The following is a 15,139-nucleotide window of genomic DNA, read 5'->3' on the forward strand; positions in this document are numbered from 1 at the left end:
TGGCCCGAGGCTCGCACGGCTGACGCCCGGCCCGGGCTATGCGGGGGCGGGTTGGGGGACGGGGGGTGTGAGGCGGCCGGTGCGGGCCAGGGCGTGGACGGCGGTCGCGCAGGCCAGTCCGATGGCGGTGAGTCCCAGCCACGGTAGACAGGGCGCTTGGTGGTGGTGGGCGTAGTCCCAGATCGCGCCGGTGGCGAGGTTGCCGAGGGTGATGCCAAGGCCGGAGACGGTGTTGTAGAGGCCGTAGTGAGTGGCGATCAGGCGGCCGCCGGAGAGGGAGACGACGGTGTCCATCTCGAAGGGGTAGACGATCGCGCTGCCCACCGCGAGGAGGGTGACGGCCGCTGCGAGGGCGGCCACAACCACGATGGTGGCGTACCCGTTGCGGCCGGCCGGGGTCGGGGCCAGGGTCAGCGGCAGGAAGGCGACGCCCATCAGAACCAGGCCCCGTGCCAGGGCCTGCTCCGAGCTCCAGCGGCGCTTGGCCCAGCCGGTCAGCCTCAGCTGCCCGGCCACCGCCACGGCGGCGGACAGCACGAACAGGCCGCTGGTCGCCTTCGTGCCGTCCACGCCCAGGACGTCGTCGGCAGCGAGCGGCAGGGCCAGGTAGACCTGGAAGGTCAGGACGTAGGAGCCGATCATCGCGGCGGAGAACAGCAGGAACGGCCGGTTGGCCGCCACCTGCCGCCACTGTCGCCACACCCCTTCCGCGCGCCCGGTCTCCGTGACCGGTGCTGGGCCTTGGCCTCGGCGAGCGGGCGAGGCACGCCACTGCAGCGCGCTGAGCGCGGCGAAGATCGCAGCGGCCACCGTGCACACGAGGCGGAAGTCGGCGACCAGCAGGCCCAGGCCGACGAGCGGGCCGAGCAGCATGCCGGCCTGGTAGTAGACGTTGAAGGTGGCGAACGCTTCCACGCGCCGCTCGCCCGCTTCCGCCGCGAGGTAGGCGCGTACGGCCGGGTTGAACAGGGCGCCCGCGAAACCGGTCGCGGCGGACGCCGCGATCAGGGCGGGCAGGGTGTCGGCCCAGCCCAACAGGGCGAACCCGGCGGTGCGCAGCAGGCAGCCGGCCAGGATCGGCGCCTTGTAGCCGTAGCGGTCGGCGAGGGTTCCTCCGATGAGGAACATGCCCTGCTGGGAAAGGTTGCGGACCCCGAGGATCAGGCCGACCGTCCAGGCGGCGAGGGCGAGGTCCCCGGCCAGATGCGCGGCGAGGTAGGGCATGAGCATGTAGAAGGCGAGGTTGATGGCGAACTGGTTGGCCATCAGCAGTCGCGCGGCCGGGGGGAAGGAGCGGTTGGACCGCCACAGCGCCTTCATCCTGCCACCGCCGTCAGGCCGTCGGCCGCGTCGTCGTCGGTGAGGCGGACGAGTTCGGCGTCGGCGTCGGCGTCGGGGCCGGGGTCGGGGTCGGCGAGGGGGTCGGTGACGCTGGTGCACCGCGTCCACGAGATGACCGTCCGCTGACCGGGGTGGGTGATCTGCTGTGGTTGCTCGGGCGCGGCATCGAGCAGCAGGTCGTGTGCGCGGCAGCAGGCGTCGCTGAAGACACTGCCGGTGTAGCGCTGGGGGCCGTCGGGGAAGACGGCGACGATGCGGTCTTCGGCCGCGCCGGTGACGGCGAGCCAGCGGGCGACCAGCGCGGTCGCCCCCTTGGGGGAGGGCGCTGCGCTCGCCACCATCGACGAACAGGTCGGCACCGGCGCACAGCGCTGGGGTGCCGACCCCGAGATGGGGGATCCCCTCTTGGAGCGCCTGCTCCCCTTCCGGAGGCGACGGCTTGCGGATAGCCCCGGAACGGCGCGACCATCGAGTTGAGCACCACGTGCCCGGTCCAAACAGATGTGCAGTCGATCGCGGTGAGGTGAGACGACGTGGACTTCCGCGTGATGACCGCTCGTACCGCCGGCACACTGCCATCCAGGTCGCCAGGAGTGCCCTGGCCTGGCGCAACACCGCGTACCGGCGGTGTTGCCGGCGGCGGGGGGAGACCCGCGCCGAGCGGGGGAGTGGGGCTGGTCCGGTTGCGCATCCGCCACTCGCGTTCTGCCGAAGACGGTCGTGGCGGCCTGCGTACGCACTTCTCGACGGCAAGCCTGCGCGCTGCCCGAGCGGGGGTGAGGAGAGTCTGCGCGGTGTGTCTAAGCAGTGTGGGCGCCGGACCGGCGTCCAGATGAACGGACATCCTGGAGGGCCTCATGTCGGACATCATCAACCCCGCCGCGGGCGGGAGTGCCCCACGCCCCGTGGGCAAGGCCCTTACGGGCCAGAGCGGCGCCGACGCGGCGCCCGGGACGCGGGGCCGGACGACCATCACCGACAGTGTGGTCGAAAAGATCGTAGGTATGGCCGCCCGCGAGGTGCCGGGCATACACAGCCTCGGTTCCGGCATGTCCCGCACGCTCGGGGCGGTCGCGGACAAGGTCCCCGGCGGCCGTCCCAGCCTGAGCCGCGGCGTGAAGGTCGAGGTGGGCGAGCGGCAGGCCGCCGTCGATCTCGATGTCGTCGTGGACTACGGCGTTGCCATCGTGGACATCGCCGCCGACGTCCGCACCAGTGTCATCACGGCTGTGGAGCGCATGACGGGCCTTGAAGTCGTCGAGGTGAACATCACCGTCGACGATGTCCACCTGCCGGACGAGGAGGACGACGAGGAATCCGCAGGGCGCGTGCGGTAACCCCTGACCCGGCACGGCCGGGTCGCAAGACGACCAACGCAAGGGTTCAGGTGAGTGAGATGAACGGAGCAACCGTGGGCCTGCTTGCCGGCATGGCCTTGGGCTTTGCCGCCTTTTTCGGCGGCTTCTGGGCATTCCTGCTTGTGGCGTTCTTGGGCTTGGTGGGCCTGATCGTCGGCCGCATGCTGCAGGGCGACCTGGAACTGTCCGACTTCACGCGTTCCCGGGACCGGAAGTGACAACGCAACCCGACGCCGCCCCGCCCGGGGCGCCGGCCGCCGGTCAGACGGCGGTGCTGTCACCGGCAGAGCGCGGTGCCACCGTGATTCCGGAGAAGGTGGTGGCCCGGATCGCGGCCCGCGCCGCAAAGGAGGCGCTGGCCACACACACAGGCACCTCGGCCGCGCGCGCGAAGCCGGCGGCAGCGCACGCCTCCGCGACCATCGGCGGCGGCTCGGCACGGCTGAGGCTGACCGTGGACTTCCCCTACCCGACCGACCTCGCCGCCGCGTCCCAGCACGTGCAGCACTACGTCAGCGAGCGGGTAGCCCACCTCACCGGGATGCGCGTCACAGAGGTGACCCTCGCCATCGAGCACCTGGTCTCCGCAGATGGCCGTGAACGCGGGCGCGTGCAGTGAACCGGAGCGCATTCCCCACCCGGGAAGGAGAGCCGGCATGGAACGCGACCAGGAACCTCCAGCCGTAGCGAAGCAGCCCACCGCGACCGACGAGTTGACCTCCCGCAGGGTGGAGCAACCGGCCAAACAGCCCGTAGCCGAACGCCAACCGACTCCCCGCCCTTGGTCAACGCGCCGGGTACCCGCCGCGCTCACGGCCCTGCTGGTCGGGGCTGTGGCGGGCATCCTCTTGTTCGATGTCGTCAGGGTCCGCGCCGGTCAGACTGCCGCAACTTGGCGCGAGCGCCTGGCCGACGAACTGGCCACCCGGCCACTGGACGACATCTGGATACGGGTCGGTGCCGCCGCCATCGCCGTCCTCGGCCTTTGGATGCTCGTCATGGCCCTGACCCACGGTCTGCGCCACAAGCTGCCCCTGAAGACCCCCGACGCGCAGACGCACGCCGTGTTGGACCGCGACGCCGCCGAACTCCTGCTGCGGGATGCGGCAATGCGGGTCCCCGGTGTCAGCGCCGCCAGAGTGCGGATCGTCCGCAACCGCGTCGGGGCGCACGCGGACGTGCGCTACCGCGCCCCCGCCGACGTCAAGGCGGATCTCTTGGTCGCTCTGCCGGCGGAACTCGACCGGCTGGCCCTCGCACGTCCTCCCAGGCTCGCCGTCAAGGTGCGCCCACGCCGCAAGTAGCCCGCGTCTGCGAGATGCCTGCCGCCGAGCGAGAGACATGAAGGGGATCCCATGAAGAGGAAATCCGCAGTCAACCGAGTCCTTCTGGCCTTGGCCGGCATCGTCCTGCTCGGCACCGGCCTCCTGCTCCTGGCGGGCGGGTTCGACCTCTACCGGCGCCGGCGCATCACACCCCCCGACGGCTGGCCCCTGACCACTCCCCGAGGAGTCCTGCTCGATGACGCCGACCGCACGCGCTGGGTGGACGAGGGATGGTGGTGGCCCGCGGTCATCGCCGTTTTGGCCCTCGTCGTCCTGCTCGCCCTGTGGTGGCTGCTGGCACAACTGCGCCGCACTCATCCGGGCCCCGTATCCGTCGGCGCAGACCCCCTGGAGGGAGTGGAACTGGGCGAGAGCGCCCTCGGCGACGCTCTGGCAGCCGACGTCCGGCACCTGCCCGGCGTCGACCAGGCCCGCGTACGGATGACCGGGTCGTCCCACCATCCCGAAGCCCACTTCGACCTCACCCTCACCCCCGACGCCGAGCCCGGCCCGCTCCTGCAGGCGCTGTGCGACGGACCGTTGGAACGCGCCCGCCAGTCCACCGGCCGACCCCTTCCGGCGAGGGCGCGACTGCGGGTGTCCCCCCACAAGGCTCACCGCGCCGCATAGCCCCTTCGGTGTCATATGCGCGCGTTGCCCGGTCCTTCAGGCGGCACGATGTCAGTGCGCGGAGAGGTTCGTGTGGAGGCGGATGGTGGTGCCGGTCTGTGGGCCGGTGCGGATTTCGACGAGGTCGCACAGTTGGTGCACCAACCAGAGCCCACGGCCACCGACGCCTTGGTGGGTGGGACGGATACGGCCTGCGAGGGGGTTGTCGATGTGGCCGGCATCGCGGAACTCGCAGATGAAGGTCGAGTCCTTGGCCCAGGTGCGCAGGGTTCCCCGCCCCCCACCGTGGCGGATGCTGTTGGTGGCGACTTCGGTGACCGCGAGGAGCAGGTCATCGAGCCGGGATTTGGGCAGGTTCGCCTCAGCGGCGCAGGTGGTGACCTTGTCGCGTACGGCTGACAGGTCTCCACGCGTGTAGGACAGCTCGTCCAGGGGCCCGCACGGGTCGGTGAGTTCCTCGAACGCGTAGGCGGTGTCCCCGTCGTAGTCGGCGTTCGGCTCGGCCGCTCCGGCACGGCGGATCAGGGGATGGCAGCGGATCAGGGCCTCCAGCGAGACCGGATCCTCGCCGCCCGTGTCGTAGGGGCACAGCAACTGCCAGGCCGAGCTTCGCGCGAAGGCCAGGTTGAGCAGCCACTCGTGGTAGCGCAGCTCGGCGGCCTGCGAGGGGGTGCGCGCCTGGCGCCAGGCGGTCTCGCCGATGCCGCGCAGCGGCCGTCCGTCCGCGGAGTGCCGGGCGATCTCGTCCTGCCACACGGCAAGGAGCCGGCCCGGGTTGTGCCCGGGCGCCGCGGCGTCGAGGAACGTGACCGGCGCGGAGTCCGGGAGCTCGGCGCGCAGCAGGGCCTCGCGATCGCCGGGTACGGAGACGACGACGCCTTCCCGAGCGTCCAGAGCCTCCTGGATGAAGCCCAGGGCACCACCCAGGAACGCATCGTCGCCGCGGTAGGGGTAGAGCTCGTGGCGGAAGCCGTCCCGTGGCTGCTCGGTCTGGAGGCAGGGGCTCATCCGAGGACCTCGACCGGGATCTCGGGTACGGCGTAGCCGGACAGCTGCCAGGACCGCCGAACGATGCGGTTGGCGCCCTCGACGGTGACGGAACGATCCGGTAGGTGCAGTGCGGCGTCGACCAGGGCGCGCATCCCGGCGGCGTCGATCAGTTCGACGTCCTCGAAGCACAGCCGGACAGCGCGAGCGTTCAGCGTCGCGGCCCGAAGGACCGAACCGAACGCGTGCGCCCCGTCCGAGTCGATCACACCTCTCACCTTCCAGCCCTCGCTTCCCGATCTGAACATGTGAAACGCGGGCAGTGAAGGTCGGCTGCCCAATGTCTGTGGGTGTACACACATGACCTGCTCCAACTGCGGGGCGTCCCAGGAACCGGGGAGGTAGGCACACACCACGGTGGCGCCGCCGGCGGCGGCGATCTCGTCCAGCCCCAGCTCGCTGTCCAACAGGGCCGCCATACCCGCCGGGGTACCGCAGTCTCCCGATTCGCGGCACGCGAGGACGCGAACGGAACGGAACCCTTCGCGCCTGGCCCGCCTGAGCTCGCGGTCCACGGCCGCCACCACGGATCCCGCGGTTTCGAAGGGATCGATCACCACGGCGGAAGCGGGGAACGAACCCAGCCGCCGCACCTCCGCCACCGGATCCGCCGAGCCCACCAGCACGACCCGGTCCCCGAACAGCGCCCCGTCCGCGACGTAGGGAGCAGCGCCGGTGGACAGACGTCGGACGCCGTCGATCACCCAGCACGCGTGATCTCCCACGTCGATCTCGTCCAACGTCGCAAGCGCTCGCGTCCCTCTCACCCCGGCCTCCTTACCGCCATGACCAAGGATATGCCGCCCCTGATCTTCAGATGAACGGGAGAACCGCAGGTGGTTGCCGAGTCAAGGACGAGCCCTGTGGCCCTGGGCGGTTGCCTGACGCGTTCGAGGACCAGTACGTGTTCGAGGACCACGGCGTGAACGGCGGCGGCGAGCCTGTCCACTGCTGCCTCTGACCTGCGGGGTCAGGGCCGGCGGCCTGGCCGGTGCCGGGTTTCGCCGTGGCTCACTCCTGCGTGGTCCGGCCGAACCAGTCCATGCACAGGATCATCGCGTCGTCGTCGGGGTCGGCGTCGCGGTACGCGGCCAGTTCCTGGAGGATCGCGCGGGGCACGGCCGCGGCGGGCAGGAGGCTGGTGGCGTGGATCGCCCGGGCCAGAGCGCGTTCGCTGTATGTCTCTCCGCCCTCGCGGGCGGCCGCGTACACGCCGTCGCTGACGAAGACCAGGCGGTCGCCGGGCAGCGCTTGGAAGGCGTGGGCGGTGTAGGCGGACTCTTCGATCATGCCGAGGGGGAGTTGTGCCTCGAATTCGAGGCGTTCTACGGATCTGTTTCTGTAGCGCCACAGTTGCGGGGAGCCGGCGTCGACGACCTTCCCGTTACCGGTTTCCAGTTCGAGGGAGAGCAGCAGGGTGGACACGTATTGGTGTCCGCGGTGCTGCCCGTAGATGGCCTGGTCCGCCAGCGAGGCTTGATCGGCGATGTCGACCCCGGCCCTTCTGGCGTTGCGCAGCGCGTTGATCGCGAGGTTGGTCAGGAGCGACGCCTGGATTCCCTCGCCCATTCCGTTGGTGACCGCCAGGGTGAGGGTCTCGGCGGTCGTGGACCAGTCGAAGTTGTCGCCGTGGATGGCATAGGCGGGCTCCAGTTGGGCTCCGATGGCGTATTCGGGGCGGGCGCACGCTCGCGCGGGCAGGAGCTGCCACTGCATTTCGGCTGCGAGGGTGAGGCGGCTGGCACGCCGGGCCTGGAGGTAGAGGTCGGTATCGCGCTCGGCCACGATGATCTCGTGTCCCAGCAACTCCGCAAGGTCGGTCAGTTCACCGACGGCCTCCGGCGTGCACGCGTCTTCGGGCACGCGCACCGTCAGGATGCCCAGTCGGTCGCCGCGCACGGTCACGGGCAGGTGGAGGTCTACGGCGCCGTCCCGGGCCGCGTCCTGTAGGTAGGGCTCCTGGCTGCCGAAGGCCCGGCCTTCGGGGCTGGACTGTACGGACAGGGGCTCGGCGGTGTGGGGCAGCGCGGTCACCGGCTGTAGGACGGTGAGGCTGTAGTCGGCCATGAGGAGGCTCACCTCGATCGCGCGGTAGTGCTCGATCAGGGCTACGCGGAGCGACCGCAGGAGGTCGTGGGGCGCGGCCGTGCGCAGGGCACGTTCGACAGCGAGGAAGTTCGTCATGGCCGGATCATTTCTGCGAGGTGGGGCGGGGGTAGGGGAGGGACGCGCCGGGGGAGCCGGTGCCGGGTCGTCGAGGTCATGGGCTTCGGGTACACGGGCCTTTTCGCACGCGTGTGCCCGGGACTCGTGGGACCAGTCGTGGCTGTCGCCGTGGGGGAGGGCGGCAGCCGTCGGCGCGGCCCTTTGCCCGGTTCGGAGATGAGGCAGCCCGGGCACCGCTCCCTCATGGCCGCTCGGCTGCCCCGCGAACAGCCCTCCGGATGTCTCGCCGAGCCGGCGGCGGAGGGTTGAGGCGGCGGCCCGACGCGTCGCGCGCTTCGGGTACTGCGCTGGTCTTGGCTCTCCAGGGTGCCCTGATCGGCCTGGCCCCCGCTCAGCGCACCGGGCGGGGTCACGTCAGGACCCTCGCCATCCACGTCGGCGGGACACCGGATACGGGCGGGGCCCAGCGGAGGTCCCGGCCCCTGCGGTGAGGGTCAGCGCTTGAAGAGGTCCTTGATCTTTTCCTTGGCCTGTCGAGCGGCGCCCTTGGCCTGTTCGGTACGGCCTTCGGCGGTGAGGCGTTCATTGCCGACAAGACGGCCGGCGACTTCCTTGACCTTGCCCTTGGCCTGCTCGGTCTTGGCCCGGGTCTTCTCTTTACCCGACACGGTCATCACTCCCAGGCGGTAGAGAACGCTTACGCACCGACGTCTGCCCATTTCCGGTGAGGCAAACGTCCGACGACATGTCATCGGGGAATCAGGAAGAGCGTCGAACGCCCAGGCGGGTTTTCGCCCGTGGCCGCACTCAAAGGGGAACGCACGTGCGGGGATCGTCAGCTGGGGAGGCTTTCGAAGGTTGGTGGACGATGAGCCGCCCAAGGTCGGCCCGTTCCCGAGATGCCGTCACTCATGGTGTTTACGACCCCGCATTCTGGTTACACCAAGTAACTACAAGTAATCGGTATCCGACGGAAGGCAGGAACATGACCCTCGTTACCGTACTCATCCTCGTCGCTGTCCTGATGCCCATCGCTCTGCTGATCCTCGCGCCCAGCGCCCCGGCGCGGAGCAACCCCTTTCCGGGCCGCCGCAGGCGGAGCGGCTCCCGCCGTTCCCGCGCGCCGCGATCGAGCGGAGCTCCGCGTCAGCAAGGCATCCCGTATCAGGGTCGTTGACCCGACCGGAAGGCGCCTCCCGGCGGCCCACCTCCTTCGGACCGGCCCCTGAGGAACTGACGGCCATGGAGCAGCAACATCGCGACTCGGTTGTGCCGCGGTCACAACGCGGCGACGGGTACGAAGAGACAAAGAGGCACTCATGATCAGCATGCCCATGCCCATGCCCATGCCCATGCCCATGCCCACGCTCGACCACGGCGCGGAAGGCCGCCTCGGCGCGGAAATCCCCCTCGATCGTGGCCCCTACGAAGCGCTCGTCAGCGCCGTGCTCGCCTGGAAGGTCCCGCGCCTGGAGGACCGCGACTATGAGCAGATCGCGCTCCAGATGACCGGACACGCACGCGCCGTCGCGGCGGTCGTACGCCGGCACGCGGTCCGTCTCCGAGGCGACGACGGACGGCGCGCGCTGGCCGAAGTGATCCTGGACGACGCCGAGCGCATGTTCGCCGAGCCGCTGGAGGCGACCGCGGCCTGCGCCCAGGCCCGGGCCCGGATGGTGCGTTCGCTCTACGCCAGATTGGATCGACTCACGCTCACCCCGGCCCCGCTCGCCTGACTCTCGACACCGCGCGGACGAACACCGCGCTTGCGTCGCGCCAGGTCCGCGCTCTACAGGCTGCGGGCCACATCCGGTCGGATCGGGGCGGCCCGGTTGTCCTGCCTGGCGCGGAGCATGGGGTCGTCGGCCAGTGCCTGCTCGAATTGGGCAAGGCCTTCGGCCAGTGCGGTGCGCTTGGGGAAGGGCATGTCGGCGAGGGTCTGGATGAGAAGCTGGTCGCGGCATTCACGGATCCGGGCCAGGTGGTCGCGGCCCGAGCCCGTCACGGAAAGCATGACTTCGCGGCCGTTGTCGGGGCTGGGCAGACGTTCGATGAAGCCCAGGGCCTGGAGGCGGTCGACCAGACGACACACCGAGGGCGGCGCGGCGGACAGGAGACGGGTGAGGTCCCGCATGCGGATCCCGTCCTCACCCTCGACGATGTACATCACGCGCAGCTGGGAGACGGGGACGTACGGGGGCGGGATGTTGTTGCGGGCCTGCTCCCACAGGATGTCGAGGAGTTCGACGATCCGTCCGACTTGGCGGGCCGCGGAGTGAACGGGGTCGGACTCCGGGTGGGTGCGCTCTGTCATGCGTTCCCCCGTCCAGGGACCGGGCCCCTGCTGCTGGCGTGCGCGTGGTTCGGGCATCAGGTGCTGGTGCCCGGTCCGGCCGGACGAGGTCCGTGGCCGGCTTGCTCGACGGGTATGCCGTCCTCTGACGTATGACGATATGCCATGCGGTGCGTCTCGGTGTGACCGTCGGTCTCGATCGGACGCCCGGGGACGAGGTGGTCCATGGCGCCGGTGAGGGTCAGCATCCGTTCGAGGGCGGGTGGACGGGCTTCCAGACACAGCATGACGTGCACGGCGGTGGTGCGACGGTGGAGCATCAACAACATCGCCAGGCCCATGGAGTCGATGCCGTTCAGGCCGCCGCAATCCAAGCGGAGAGTCCGCAGGCCGGGGGTGGCGGCGAGGTGCTCGGTGGCGGCGGCCAGGAAGTGCTCGGCGCTGTCGAAGTCCAAGAACCCGTGTACCTCCAGATGGAGCAGGCCCTCTTCGGCGCGCTGCGCGCTGATCAGGCGCAGGTGGGCAGAGGCGAAATCGGGCGGCGGCGTCATACGGGATTCCCGGAGTCGGAGGCGATCACGGAACCTGCCCTGGTGAGGCGGTCCGCGGCTCGGTCGAGCATGAGGGTGGCCCGGGGAAAGTCCCTGAGCTGCTCGCTCAGGATGCTCAGGGCCGAAACGAGCGAGTGGGCCGGGACCCTGCGGGCGGTGAGGATGCCGGCCGTCCAGGCGAGGAAGTCGGTGAGGAGTTCCGGATCGTCGGTGTAGAGGGCGGTGGCCAGGAAGTCCACGATGTGCGCGATGTCATCGGCGGTGTGGCCGAGTTGCGCGGCGGTGTAGTCGCGCATGGCCGGGAAACGGGAGGCCAGCGCGTCCATGACGGCGCGCACCAGGCCGGAGCGGGTCCGGGCGACCATCGTGTATTCCTGGTCCCTCAGGTGCGGTAGGTCGTCGATGGGCTGGTGCGCGGGAGCGGGCAGGGGCAGCGGTCCCTCGTCGAGCCGGTCCGCGGCGGTCCCGGCGTCCGGCGCCCAGGCATCGGCGCCCAGTAGCCGGGCGTACTGGCCGTGACGGCCGAAGGCCGCCCCGCCCACCAGGACGGGTGTGCCGGTGGCCTGGATCGCGGTGATCGTGGCATGGGCGGTCGGCAGGCGGGTGGCGATCGAGCTGGAGAGCGCCACCACCGCGGGACCCCTCTGATGGATCCGTGCGATCAGGTGGCCGGTGGGGACCTGTGCGCCGAGGTAGTCGACCGTCCAGCCGCGCAGGGTGAGGACCTCGGCCAGAAGGCGTGCGGGCAGCCCGTGCCATTCCCCGTCCACGCAGGCCACGATCACCGTGCCCCTGCCTGTCGCCGCGGGGGCGGCGCAGTGCCGGGAGAGGGCGGCTATGGCGCGGTCGTTGATGGCGGAGGCGGCGTGCTCCTGGGCGACGGTGATGCGGTTGGCGGCCCACTCCTCGCCGACCCTGCGCTGGACGGGGGCGATCAGGTCCAAGAGCACGCGCTCCGCCGGCACGCCGTCTTCCCACGTGCCCAAGACCGAGTCGGTGGCCGCCCGCTCGTCGCCCGCGCAGACCGCCTCCCACAGAAGGTCGATGCGGCGCTCCGGTGAGACGGTGTCCAAGGAGTTCATGCGGTGAACCTGCCCCGGGTATGGCCGCCCACCGCACTGAGGTGGTGGGTAAGAGGAGCCGCGATGACGACGACGGCCATGTCGTCGTGCTCCGCGGCCCCCACCCACTGGCCGACGAGCATCTGCACATGCCGCACGACCACCTCGGCCGACATCCCGGCGCACTGCGCCAACGCCTCCTTGAACCGCTCCTCGCCGAACATCTCCTCGCCCAACGGTCCACCCCGGGCCTCGGTGATCCCATCGGTGAACAGCACACAGAAATCACCGGGCGCCAACATCTCGTGCGTCGTCGTCGCGGGGGCCGCGGGGAAAACGCCGACCAGAGTGCCGCGGGAGGCAGCCTCCTCCACGCCACCGTCCCACCGCACGATCAAGGCCGGTGGATGCCCCGCGCTGGTCACCCGAAGCCGCACCGAGCCCGCCTCGCGCACCGCCGAGGCCATCACGAGCGTCGCGAAGCGGGTGTGGTGGGAGTTGAGAAGGGCGCCGTTGAGCAGGTCGATCATCTGCTGGTGATCGCCGGCCATCGGCAGCAACGCCTGGAGCGTGTTACGGATCTTGCCCGTCAGGACGGCGGCTTCGAGGCCCTTGCCACAGACATCGCCCAGCACCGCGAAGGACGCGTCGCCCTCGGCCGCTCCAGGATGGACATCGTAGAAATCGCCGCCGATCCGCTCGTTGTCCTTCGAAGGACGATAGCCACCGGCGAAGTCCACCCCCGCGACCTGATGCAGCACCGGAGGCAGCAGATCCCTCATCAACGTCTGGCTGAGGGTGGCCTGCTCCGCGTACAAACGGGCCGCGGACATCGCCGCGCCGGCACGGGCGGCGAAGAGACGCGCGAAAACCTCTTCCCCCTCGCTGAAAACCGCCTCCCCGCTACGGCGCAGCAAGATCAGCGCACCGGCGGGCACACCGTGCCCAGGCAACGGCGTGACGACGATCGAACCGACCGGACCGAATCCCTCGGGAACCAACCAGGCCGGAGCGGAGGCCGGTTCGATCCACCGCGACGGAACAGGGGGGAAGCCCTGCAGCGCCTCGGCCAGACCGGGAACCTCCTGCGGATCGACGTCCCAGTGGGAACGCTGCGGTGCGCCACCGTTCAGACAGGTGACGGCCGGCAGCCGACGCCCGCTGCGCGGCGCGATGACCAGCGCGGCGTCCGCGAGATGCTCGGCCGCGAGTTGCGCCGTCACCTCCATGCACCGCTCCAGGTTCAACGACGCGAGCAACGTGTTGGATGCCTCGGCCAAGAACGCCGTCCGTTCGCGCTCCCTCCGCAGATCCTCGCGGGTCACCCGGTGTTCGGTGTCGTCCAGGAGCCACCACACGACGTCCCCGTCGTCCTGCACCGTGGGATGAGCCTCGAAGCTGCGCTCTCCCACCGGACCCGACATCACCACGTTCTGGGTTCGATCCGCCGCCACCCGGCGCCTGTGGCCGTCGGCCAGCCATGCGGGCACACTCCCGGCCAGGGAAGCACCGGAACGCAGGTCGGGGAGAAGGCTGGTGGCTCGCGCGTTGGCATGGCGCACCGTACCGGCAGGATCCACGATCACGACGGGGCAGGGCACATGCGTCCATGCGATGTGGGCCGGAGCGGACGCGCTCACGGCCGGTGCCTGCTGGGTGTAGGTCACAACCACGAAGGCCCGCTGCGCGAACCCCTCACCTCATTAAGTCGATGTATTGCCGTGCGGCAACCATCGTCTACGTGCCCCTCCCCCCGCAACCCCGCCCCCCGCCGGCACCCGTCCCGTACAGGCAATTCGCCCACCTTCAGCCCCCGGGTCCCGGAATGAGAGCTCTGGCTCCACGTCGGAGTGCGAGACAACGCCCGAGTAGAAGCACAGGTCAGCGATCTGCGGGCATCCCTTGGCGACACCCGGGCGATGCCCGCACCAGGCAGCCTCCGCGCGGCATGTGAAGAACCTGAGGAGAGACCGCAGGGGCGGCCGAAGCCTCTTCCGAGCACCCTCATCGTCGACGCCTCGATGCCGAAACCGGCTGGGAAATCGGGCTCCGTTCGGGAGGCGTGAACGGGCAGCACGGCGGGACGCCGGATCTGGCGTGGGATGACGTCAAGAACTTCTTCGACCCGGACTTGCTGGGTGCTCTGTCGGAGGTGTCCGCGGTGGACGCCTCGATGGAGGACTGGCAGGCGGTGTTCGATCTGGTTCGGTCGAGCTTGGAGGGCGGTGTCGCGGGACCGCTGCCTGCTGCTGTGGAAGTGTTGATGCGTCCGACCGATGTCGAGACGGCCGCCCTGGTTGCTCATTGCCGGCTGCGGTCGGGCGGTGATAGGAAATCGGTGGCCGTGACCGCAGAAGGCGAATGCGGAAACTGAGTGCGCGGCTTCGTTTTCGCAGTCGCCGGTGGGTGCTGACGGTAGACCCCAGATCAGCTGAGCGCTGCGGCAAACTGTTTTGATCGGTGATCATCAGTTCGCCGCGGCACGCCTTCGAGGGCCTCGGGACCGGGCACGCAAAAATGATTCGGGCACGGCCTGCCGCTCGCGCCACGAGGGTGTGCCCGGCGATGGTCGGCCTGGGACGGGCGCCTCGTGTCGGCGATGCGGCGTGGGCTGGGCCCCATGGGCCCCATCGTCCGCCCAGGGTTCAGCGGAGACGGGAGAGACACTTGAGTGGCACGGCTGAAGGCAAGGGCCCGGGTCCTGATCCGGACCGTTCTGTGCCGGCTCCTCCTCTGCAGCATCAGGGCGGCACCGTGGATGATCACGGGCGGGCTCCGGGAGCGGCCTCCAGGGTGGGCACGGGCTCGACGGCACCGCCGATCGACCCGGAGCGCGTACGAAAGGCCAACACGGGAGACCGGCTGCCGCGACGGTACGAGCTGGTTTTCCCCGGTGTCCCCGAGGGCGGCCAAGACACTGTCGAGGTGCGTGTCACCGGCCGGACGGGGGCGGGGGGCCACCCTGTCTACGAGGACACGACGGGCACCATCCAGGCAGAGATCAGCGACAAAGCGGAAGTGCGCGTCCTCGCAACCGGCGCCGGCCAAGAACCGGTTCACGGGGTTACCGCGCGCCCCTTGGCCGACTGATGCAGGCGTCGGCCCCTGGATTCCTTCAGATGGGGGCAGGGGGGGGTCCCTAAGGGCTGTCCCGTAATCCCTGGTGGGCGCGCGGCGTCGGCTACGGCACCTCGCCGCGTTGTCGGAACGCCCGAATACGTCCGGTATTCGGGCGTCCCTCCGCCTTGCGATGCACCGCATCCGACGCCACGCGCTGATCCACCACGGATTACGGGACAGCCCTTACTGATCTTTTCGTAAGTTCGGTGGGTGTGGTGGGTGGATGGTGAGGCCGGTGTGGGTGAGG

General features: G+C 70.1%; 18 protein-coding genes. 8 read left to right on the plus strand and 10 right to left on the minus strand.

The annotated features are described in order from the left end of the window. Positions 1-36 precede the first annotated feature (36 nt). Together ACIOD1_RS33710 and ACIOD1_RS33715 are read right to left on the minus strand one after the other, a co-directional pair. Positions 37-1,320: an MFS transporter gene (locus tag ACIOD1_RS33710; protein WP_401906897.1), complete on the minus strand. Its 1,284-nt coding sequence runs from the start codon at positions 1,318-1,320 to the stop codon at positions 37-39. Further along, positions 1,317-1,682, minus strand: coding sequence for a hypothetical protein (locus tag ACIOD1_RS33715; RefSeq protein ID WP_401906900.1), 366 nt, complete (start codon positions 1,680-1,682; stop codon positions 1,317-1,319). Before ACIOD1_RS33715 ends, ACIOD1_RS33710 begins: the two co-directional genes overlap by 4 nt. Before the next feature lie 516 nt (positions 1,683-2,198). Here ACIOD1_RS33715 and ACIOD1_RS33720 point away from each other — a divergent pair. From ACIOD1_RS33720 to ACIOD1_RS33740, 5 genes are read left to right on the plus strand one after another with little or no spacing between them, the layout of a single operon-like run. Next, positions 2,199-2,678, plus strand: coding sequence for an Asp23/Gls24 family envelope stress response protein (locus ACIOD1_RS33720; RefSeq protein WP_401906902.1), 480 nt, complete (start codon positions 2,199-2,201; stop codon positions 2,676-2,678). Positions 2,679-2,737: 59 nt separating this feature from the next. Continuing rightward, a complete protein-coding gene (locus ACIOD1_RS33725; RefSeq protein ID WP_365627431.1) occupies positions 2,738-2,917 on the plus strand; it encodes a DUF2273 domain-containing protein in 180 nt (59 codons plus the stop codon). Beyond that, positions 2,914-3,318 (plus strand): Asp23/Gls24 family envelope stress response protein, encoded by a 405-nt coding sequence (locus tag ACIOD1_RS33730; protein ID WP_401906905.1) that lies wholly within the window; start codon positions 2,914-2,916, stop codon positions 3,316-3,318. Before ACIOD1_RS33725 ends, ACIOD1_RS33730 begins: the two co-directional genes overlap by 4 nt. Positions 3,319-3,355: 37 nt before the next feature. Further along, on the plus strand, positions 3,356-4,003 hold the full coding sequence (locus ACIOD1_RS33735) for a DUF6286 domain-containing protein (RefSeq protein WP_401906907.1): 648 nt from the start codon (positions 3,356-3,358) through the stop codon (positions 4,001-4,003). Positions 4,004-4,054: 51 nt separating this feature from the next. Continuing rightward, positions 4,055-4,654, plus strand: a complete 600-nt coding sequence (locus ACIOD1_RS33740; protein ID WP_401906908.1) for an alkaline shock response membrane anchor protein AmaP — start codon at positions 4,055-4,057, stop codon at positions 4,652-4,654. 51 nt (positions 4,655-4,705) lie between these two features. Here ACIOD1_RS33740 and ACIOD1_RS33745 read toward each other — a convergent pair whose 3' ends face one another. The 4 genes from ACIOD1_RS33745 to ACIOD1_RS33760 form a co-directional block, all read right to left on the minus strand. Then, on the minus strand, positions 4,706-5,662 hold the full coding sequence (locus tag ACIOD1_RS33745) for an anti-sigma factor RsbA family regulatory protein (RefSeq protein ID WP_401906910.1): 957 nt from the start codon (positions 5,660-5,662) through the stop codon (positions 4,706-4,708). After that, complete coding sequence (locus ACIOD1_RS33750; protein WP_365627442.1) at positions 5,659-6,468, minus strand: MEDS domain-containing protein; 810 nt, start codon at positions 6,466-6,468, stop codon at positions 5,659-5,661. Before ACIOD1_RS33750 ends, ACIOD1_RS33745 begins: the two co-directional genes overlap by 4 nt. Before the next feature lie 244 nt (positions 6,469-6,712). After that, the gene (locus tag ACIOD1_RS33755) at positions 6,713-7,885 is read right to left on the minus strand and encodes a PP2C family protein-serine/threonine phosphatase (protein ID WP_365627445.1); all 1,173 of its coding nucleotides are present in this window, start codon (positions 7,883-7,885) and stop codon (positions 6,713-6,715) included. Positions 7,886-8,361: 476 nt separating this feature from the next. Then, the gene (locus ACIOD1_RS33760) at positions 8,362-8,535 is read right to left on the minus strand and encodes a CsbD family protein (protein ID WP_401906914.1); all 174 of its coding nucleotides are present in this window, start codon (positions 8,533-8,535) and stop codon (positions 8,362-8,364) included. Between the two features lie 651 nt (positions 8,536-9,186). Here ACIOD1_RS33760 and ACIOD1_RS33765 point away from each other — a divergent pair. Beyond that, positions 9,187-9,603, plus strand: a complete 417-nt coding sequence (locus ACIOD1_RS33765) for a restriction endonuclease (protein WP_401906916.1) — start codon at positions 9,187-9,189, stop codon at positions 9,601-9,603. A 53-nt stretch (positions 9,604-9,656) separates the two neighbouring features. Here ACIOD1_RS33765 and ACIOD1_RS33770 read toward each other — a convergent pair whose 3' ends face one another. From ACIOD1_RS33770 to ACIOD1_RS33785, 4 genes are read right to left on the minus strand one after another with little or no spacing between them, the layout of a single operon-like run. Then, complete coding sequence (locus tag ACIOD1_RS33770; protein ID WP_401906917.1) at positions 9,657-10,181, minus strand: MarR family winged helix-turn-helix transcriptional regulator; 525 nt, start codon at positions 10,179-10,181, stop codon at positions 9,657-9,659. Between the two features lie 56 nt (positions 10,182-10,237). Beyond that, positions 10,238-10,711 carry an STAS domain-containing protein gene (locus ACIOD1_RS33775; RefSeq protein WP_401906920.1) on the minus strand — a complete coding sequence of 158 codons (474 nt, stop codon included), beginning with the start codon at positions 10,709-10,711 and terminating at the stop codon, positions 10,238-10,240. Next, complete coding sequence (locus ACIOD1_RS33780; RefSeq protein ID WP_365627456.1) at positions 10,708-11,793, minus strand: cobalamin-dependent protein; 1,086 nt, start codon at positions 11,791-11,793, stop codon at positions 10,708-10,710. Before ACIOD1_RS33780 ends, ACIOD1_RS33775 begins: the two co-directional genes overlap by 4 nt. After that, positions 11,790-13,445 (minus strand): SpoIIE family protein phosphatase, encoded by a 1,656-nt coding sequence (locus ACIOD1_RS33785; RefSeq protein WP_401906923.1) that lies wholly within the window; start codon positions 13,443-13,445, stop codon positions 11,790-11,792. Before ACIOD1_RS33785 ends, ACIOD1_RS33780 begins: the two co-directional genes overlap by 4 nt. Before the next feature lie 389 nt (positions 13,446-13,834). Between ACIOD1_RS33785 and ACIOD1_RS33790 the strand changes: the two genes are divergently transcribed. Together ACIOD1_RS33790 and ACIOD1_RS33795 are read left to right on the plus strand one after the other, a co-directional pair. Then, positions 13,835-14,146, plus strand: coding sequence for a hypothetical protein (locus tag ACIOD1_RS33790; RefSeq protein WP_401906926.1), 312 nt, complete (start codon positions 13,835-13,837; stop codon positions 14,144-14,146). A gap of 191 nt (positions 14,147-14,337) precedes the next feature. Continuing rightward, positions 14,338-14,862, plus strand: coding sequence for a DUF6296 family protein (locus tag ACIOD1_RS33795; protein WP_365627465.1), 525 nt, complete (start codon positions 14,338-14,340; stop codon positions 14,860-14,862). Positions 14,863-15,139 lie beyond the last annotated feature (277 nt).

Source organism: Streptomyces sp. NPDC088097 (assembly GCF_044741845.1).
GTDB lineage: Bacteria > Actinomycetota > Actinomycetes > Streptomycetales > Streptomycetaceae > Streptomyces.

Bases quoted from the DNA above. Each gene is read 5' to 3' on its own strand.
- ACIOD1_RS33710 (WP_401906897.1), bottom strand. From the start codon at position 1,320: ATGAAGGCGCTGTGGCGGTCCAACCGCTCCTTCCCCCCGGCCGCGCGA.
- ACIOD1_RS33715 (WP_401906900.1), bottom strand. From the start codon at position 1,682: ATGGTGGCGAGCGCAGCGCCCTCCCCCAAGGGGGCGACCGCGCTGGTC.
- ACIOD1_RS33720 (WP_401906902.1), top strand. From the start codon at position 2,199: ATGTCGGACATCATCAACCCCGCCGCGGGCGGGAGTGCCCCACGCCCC.
- ACIOD1_RS33725 (WP_365627431.1), top strand. From the start codon at position 2,738: ATGAACGGAGCAACCGTGGGCCTGCTTGCCGGCATGGCCTTGGGCTTT.
- ACIOD1_RS33735 (WP_401906907.1), top strand. From the start codon at position 3,356: ATGGAACGCGACCAGGAACCTCCAGCCGTAGCGAAGCAGCCCACCGCG.
- ACIOD1_RS33740 (WP_401906908.1), top strand. From the start codon at position 4,055: ATGAAGAGGAAATCCGCAGTCAACCGAGTCCTTCTGGCCTTGGCCGGC.
- ACIOD1_RS33745 (WP_401906910.1), bottom strand. From the start codon at position 5,662: ATGAGCCCCTGCCTCCAGACCGAGCAGCCACGGGACGGCTTCCGCCAC.
- ACIOD1_RS33755 (WP_365627445.1), bottom strand. From the start codon at position 7,885: ATGACGAACTTCCTCGCTGTCGAACGTGCCCTGCGCACGGCCGCGCCC.
- ACIOD1_RS33765 (WP_401906916.1), top strand. From the start codon at position 9,187: ATGATCAGCATGCCCATGCCCATGCCCATGCCCATGCCCATGCCCACG.
- ACIOD1_RS33770 (WP_401906917.1), bottom strand. From the start codon at position 10,181: ATGACAGAGCGCACCCACCCGGAGTCCGACCCCGTTCACTCCGCGGCC.
- ACIOD1_RS33775 (WP_401906920.1), bottom strand. From the start codon at position 10,711: ATGACGCCGCCGCCCGATTTCGCCTCTGCCCACCTGCGCCTGATCAGC.
- ACIOD1_RS33780 (WP_365627456.1), bottom strand. From the start codon at position 11,793: ATGAACTCCTTGGACACCGTCTCACCGGAGCGCCGCATCGACCTTCTG.
- ACIOD1_RS33795 (WP_365627465.1), top strand. From the start codon at position 14,338: ATGGTCGGCCTGGGACGGGCGCCTCGTGTCGGCGATGCGGCGTGGGCT.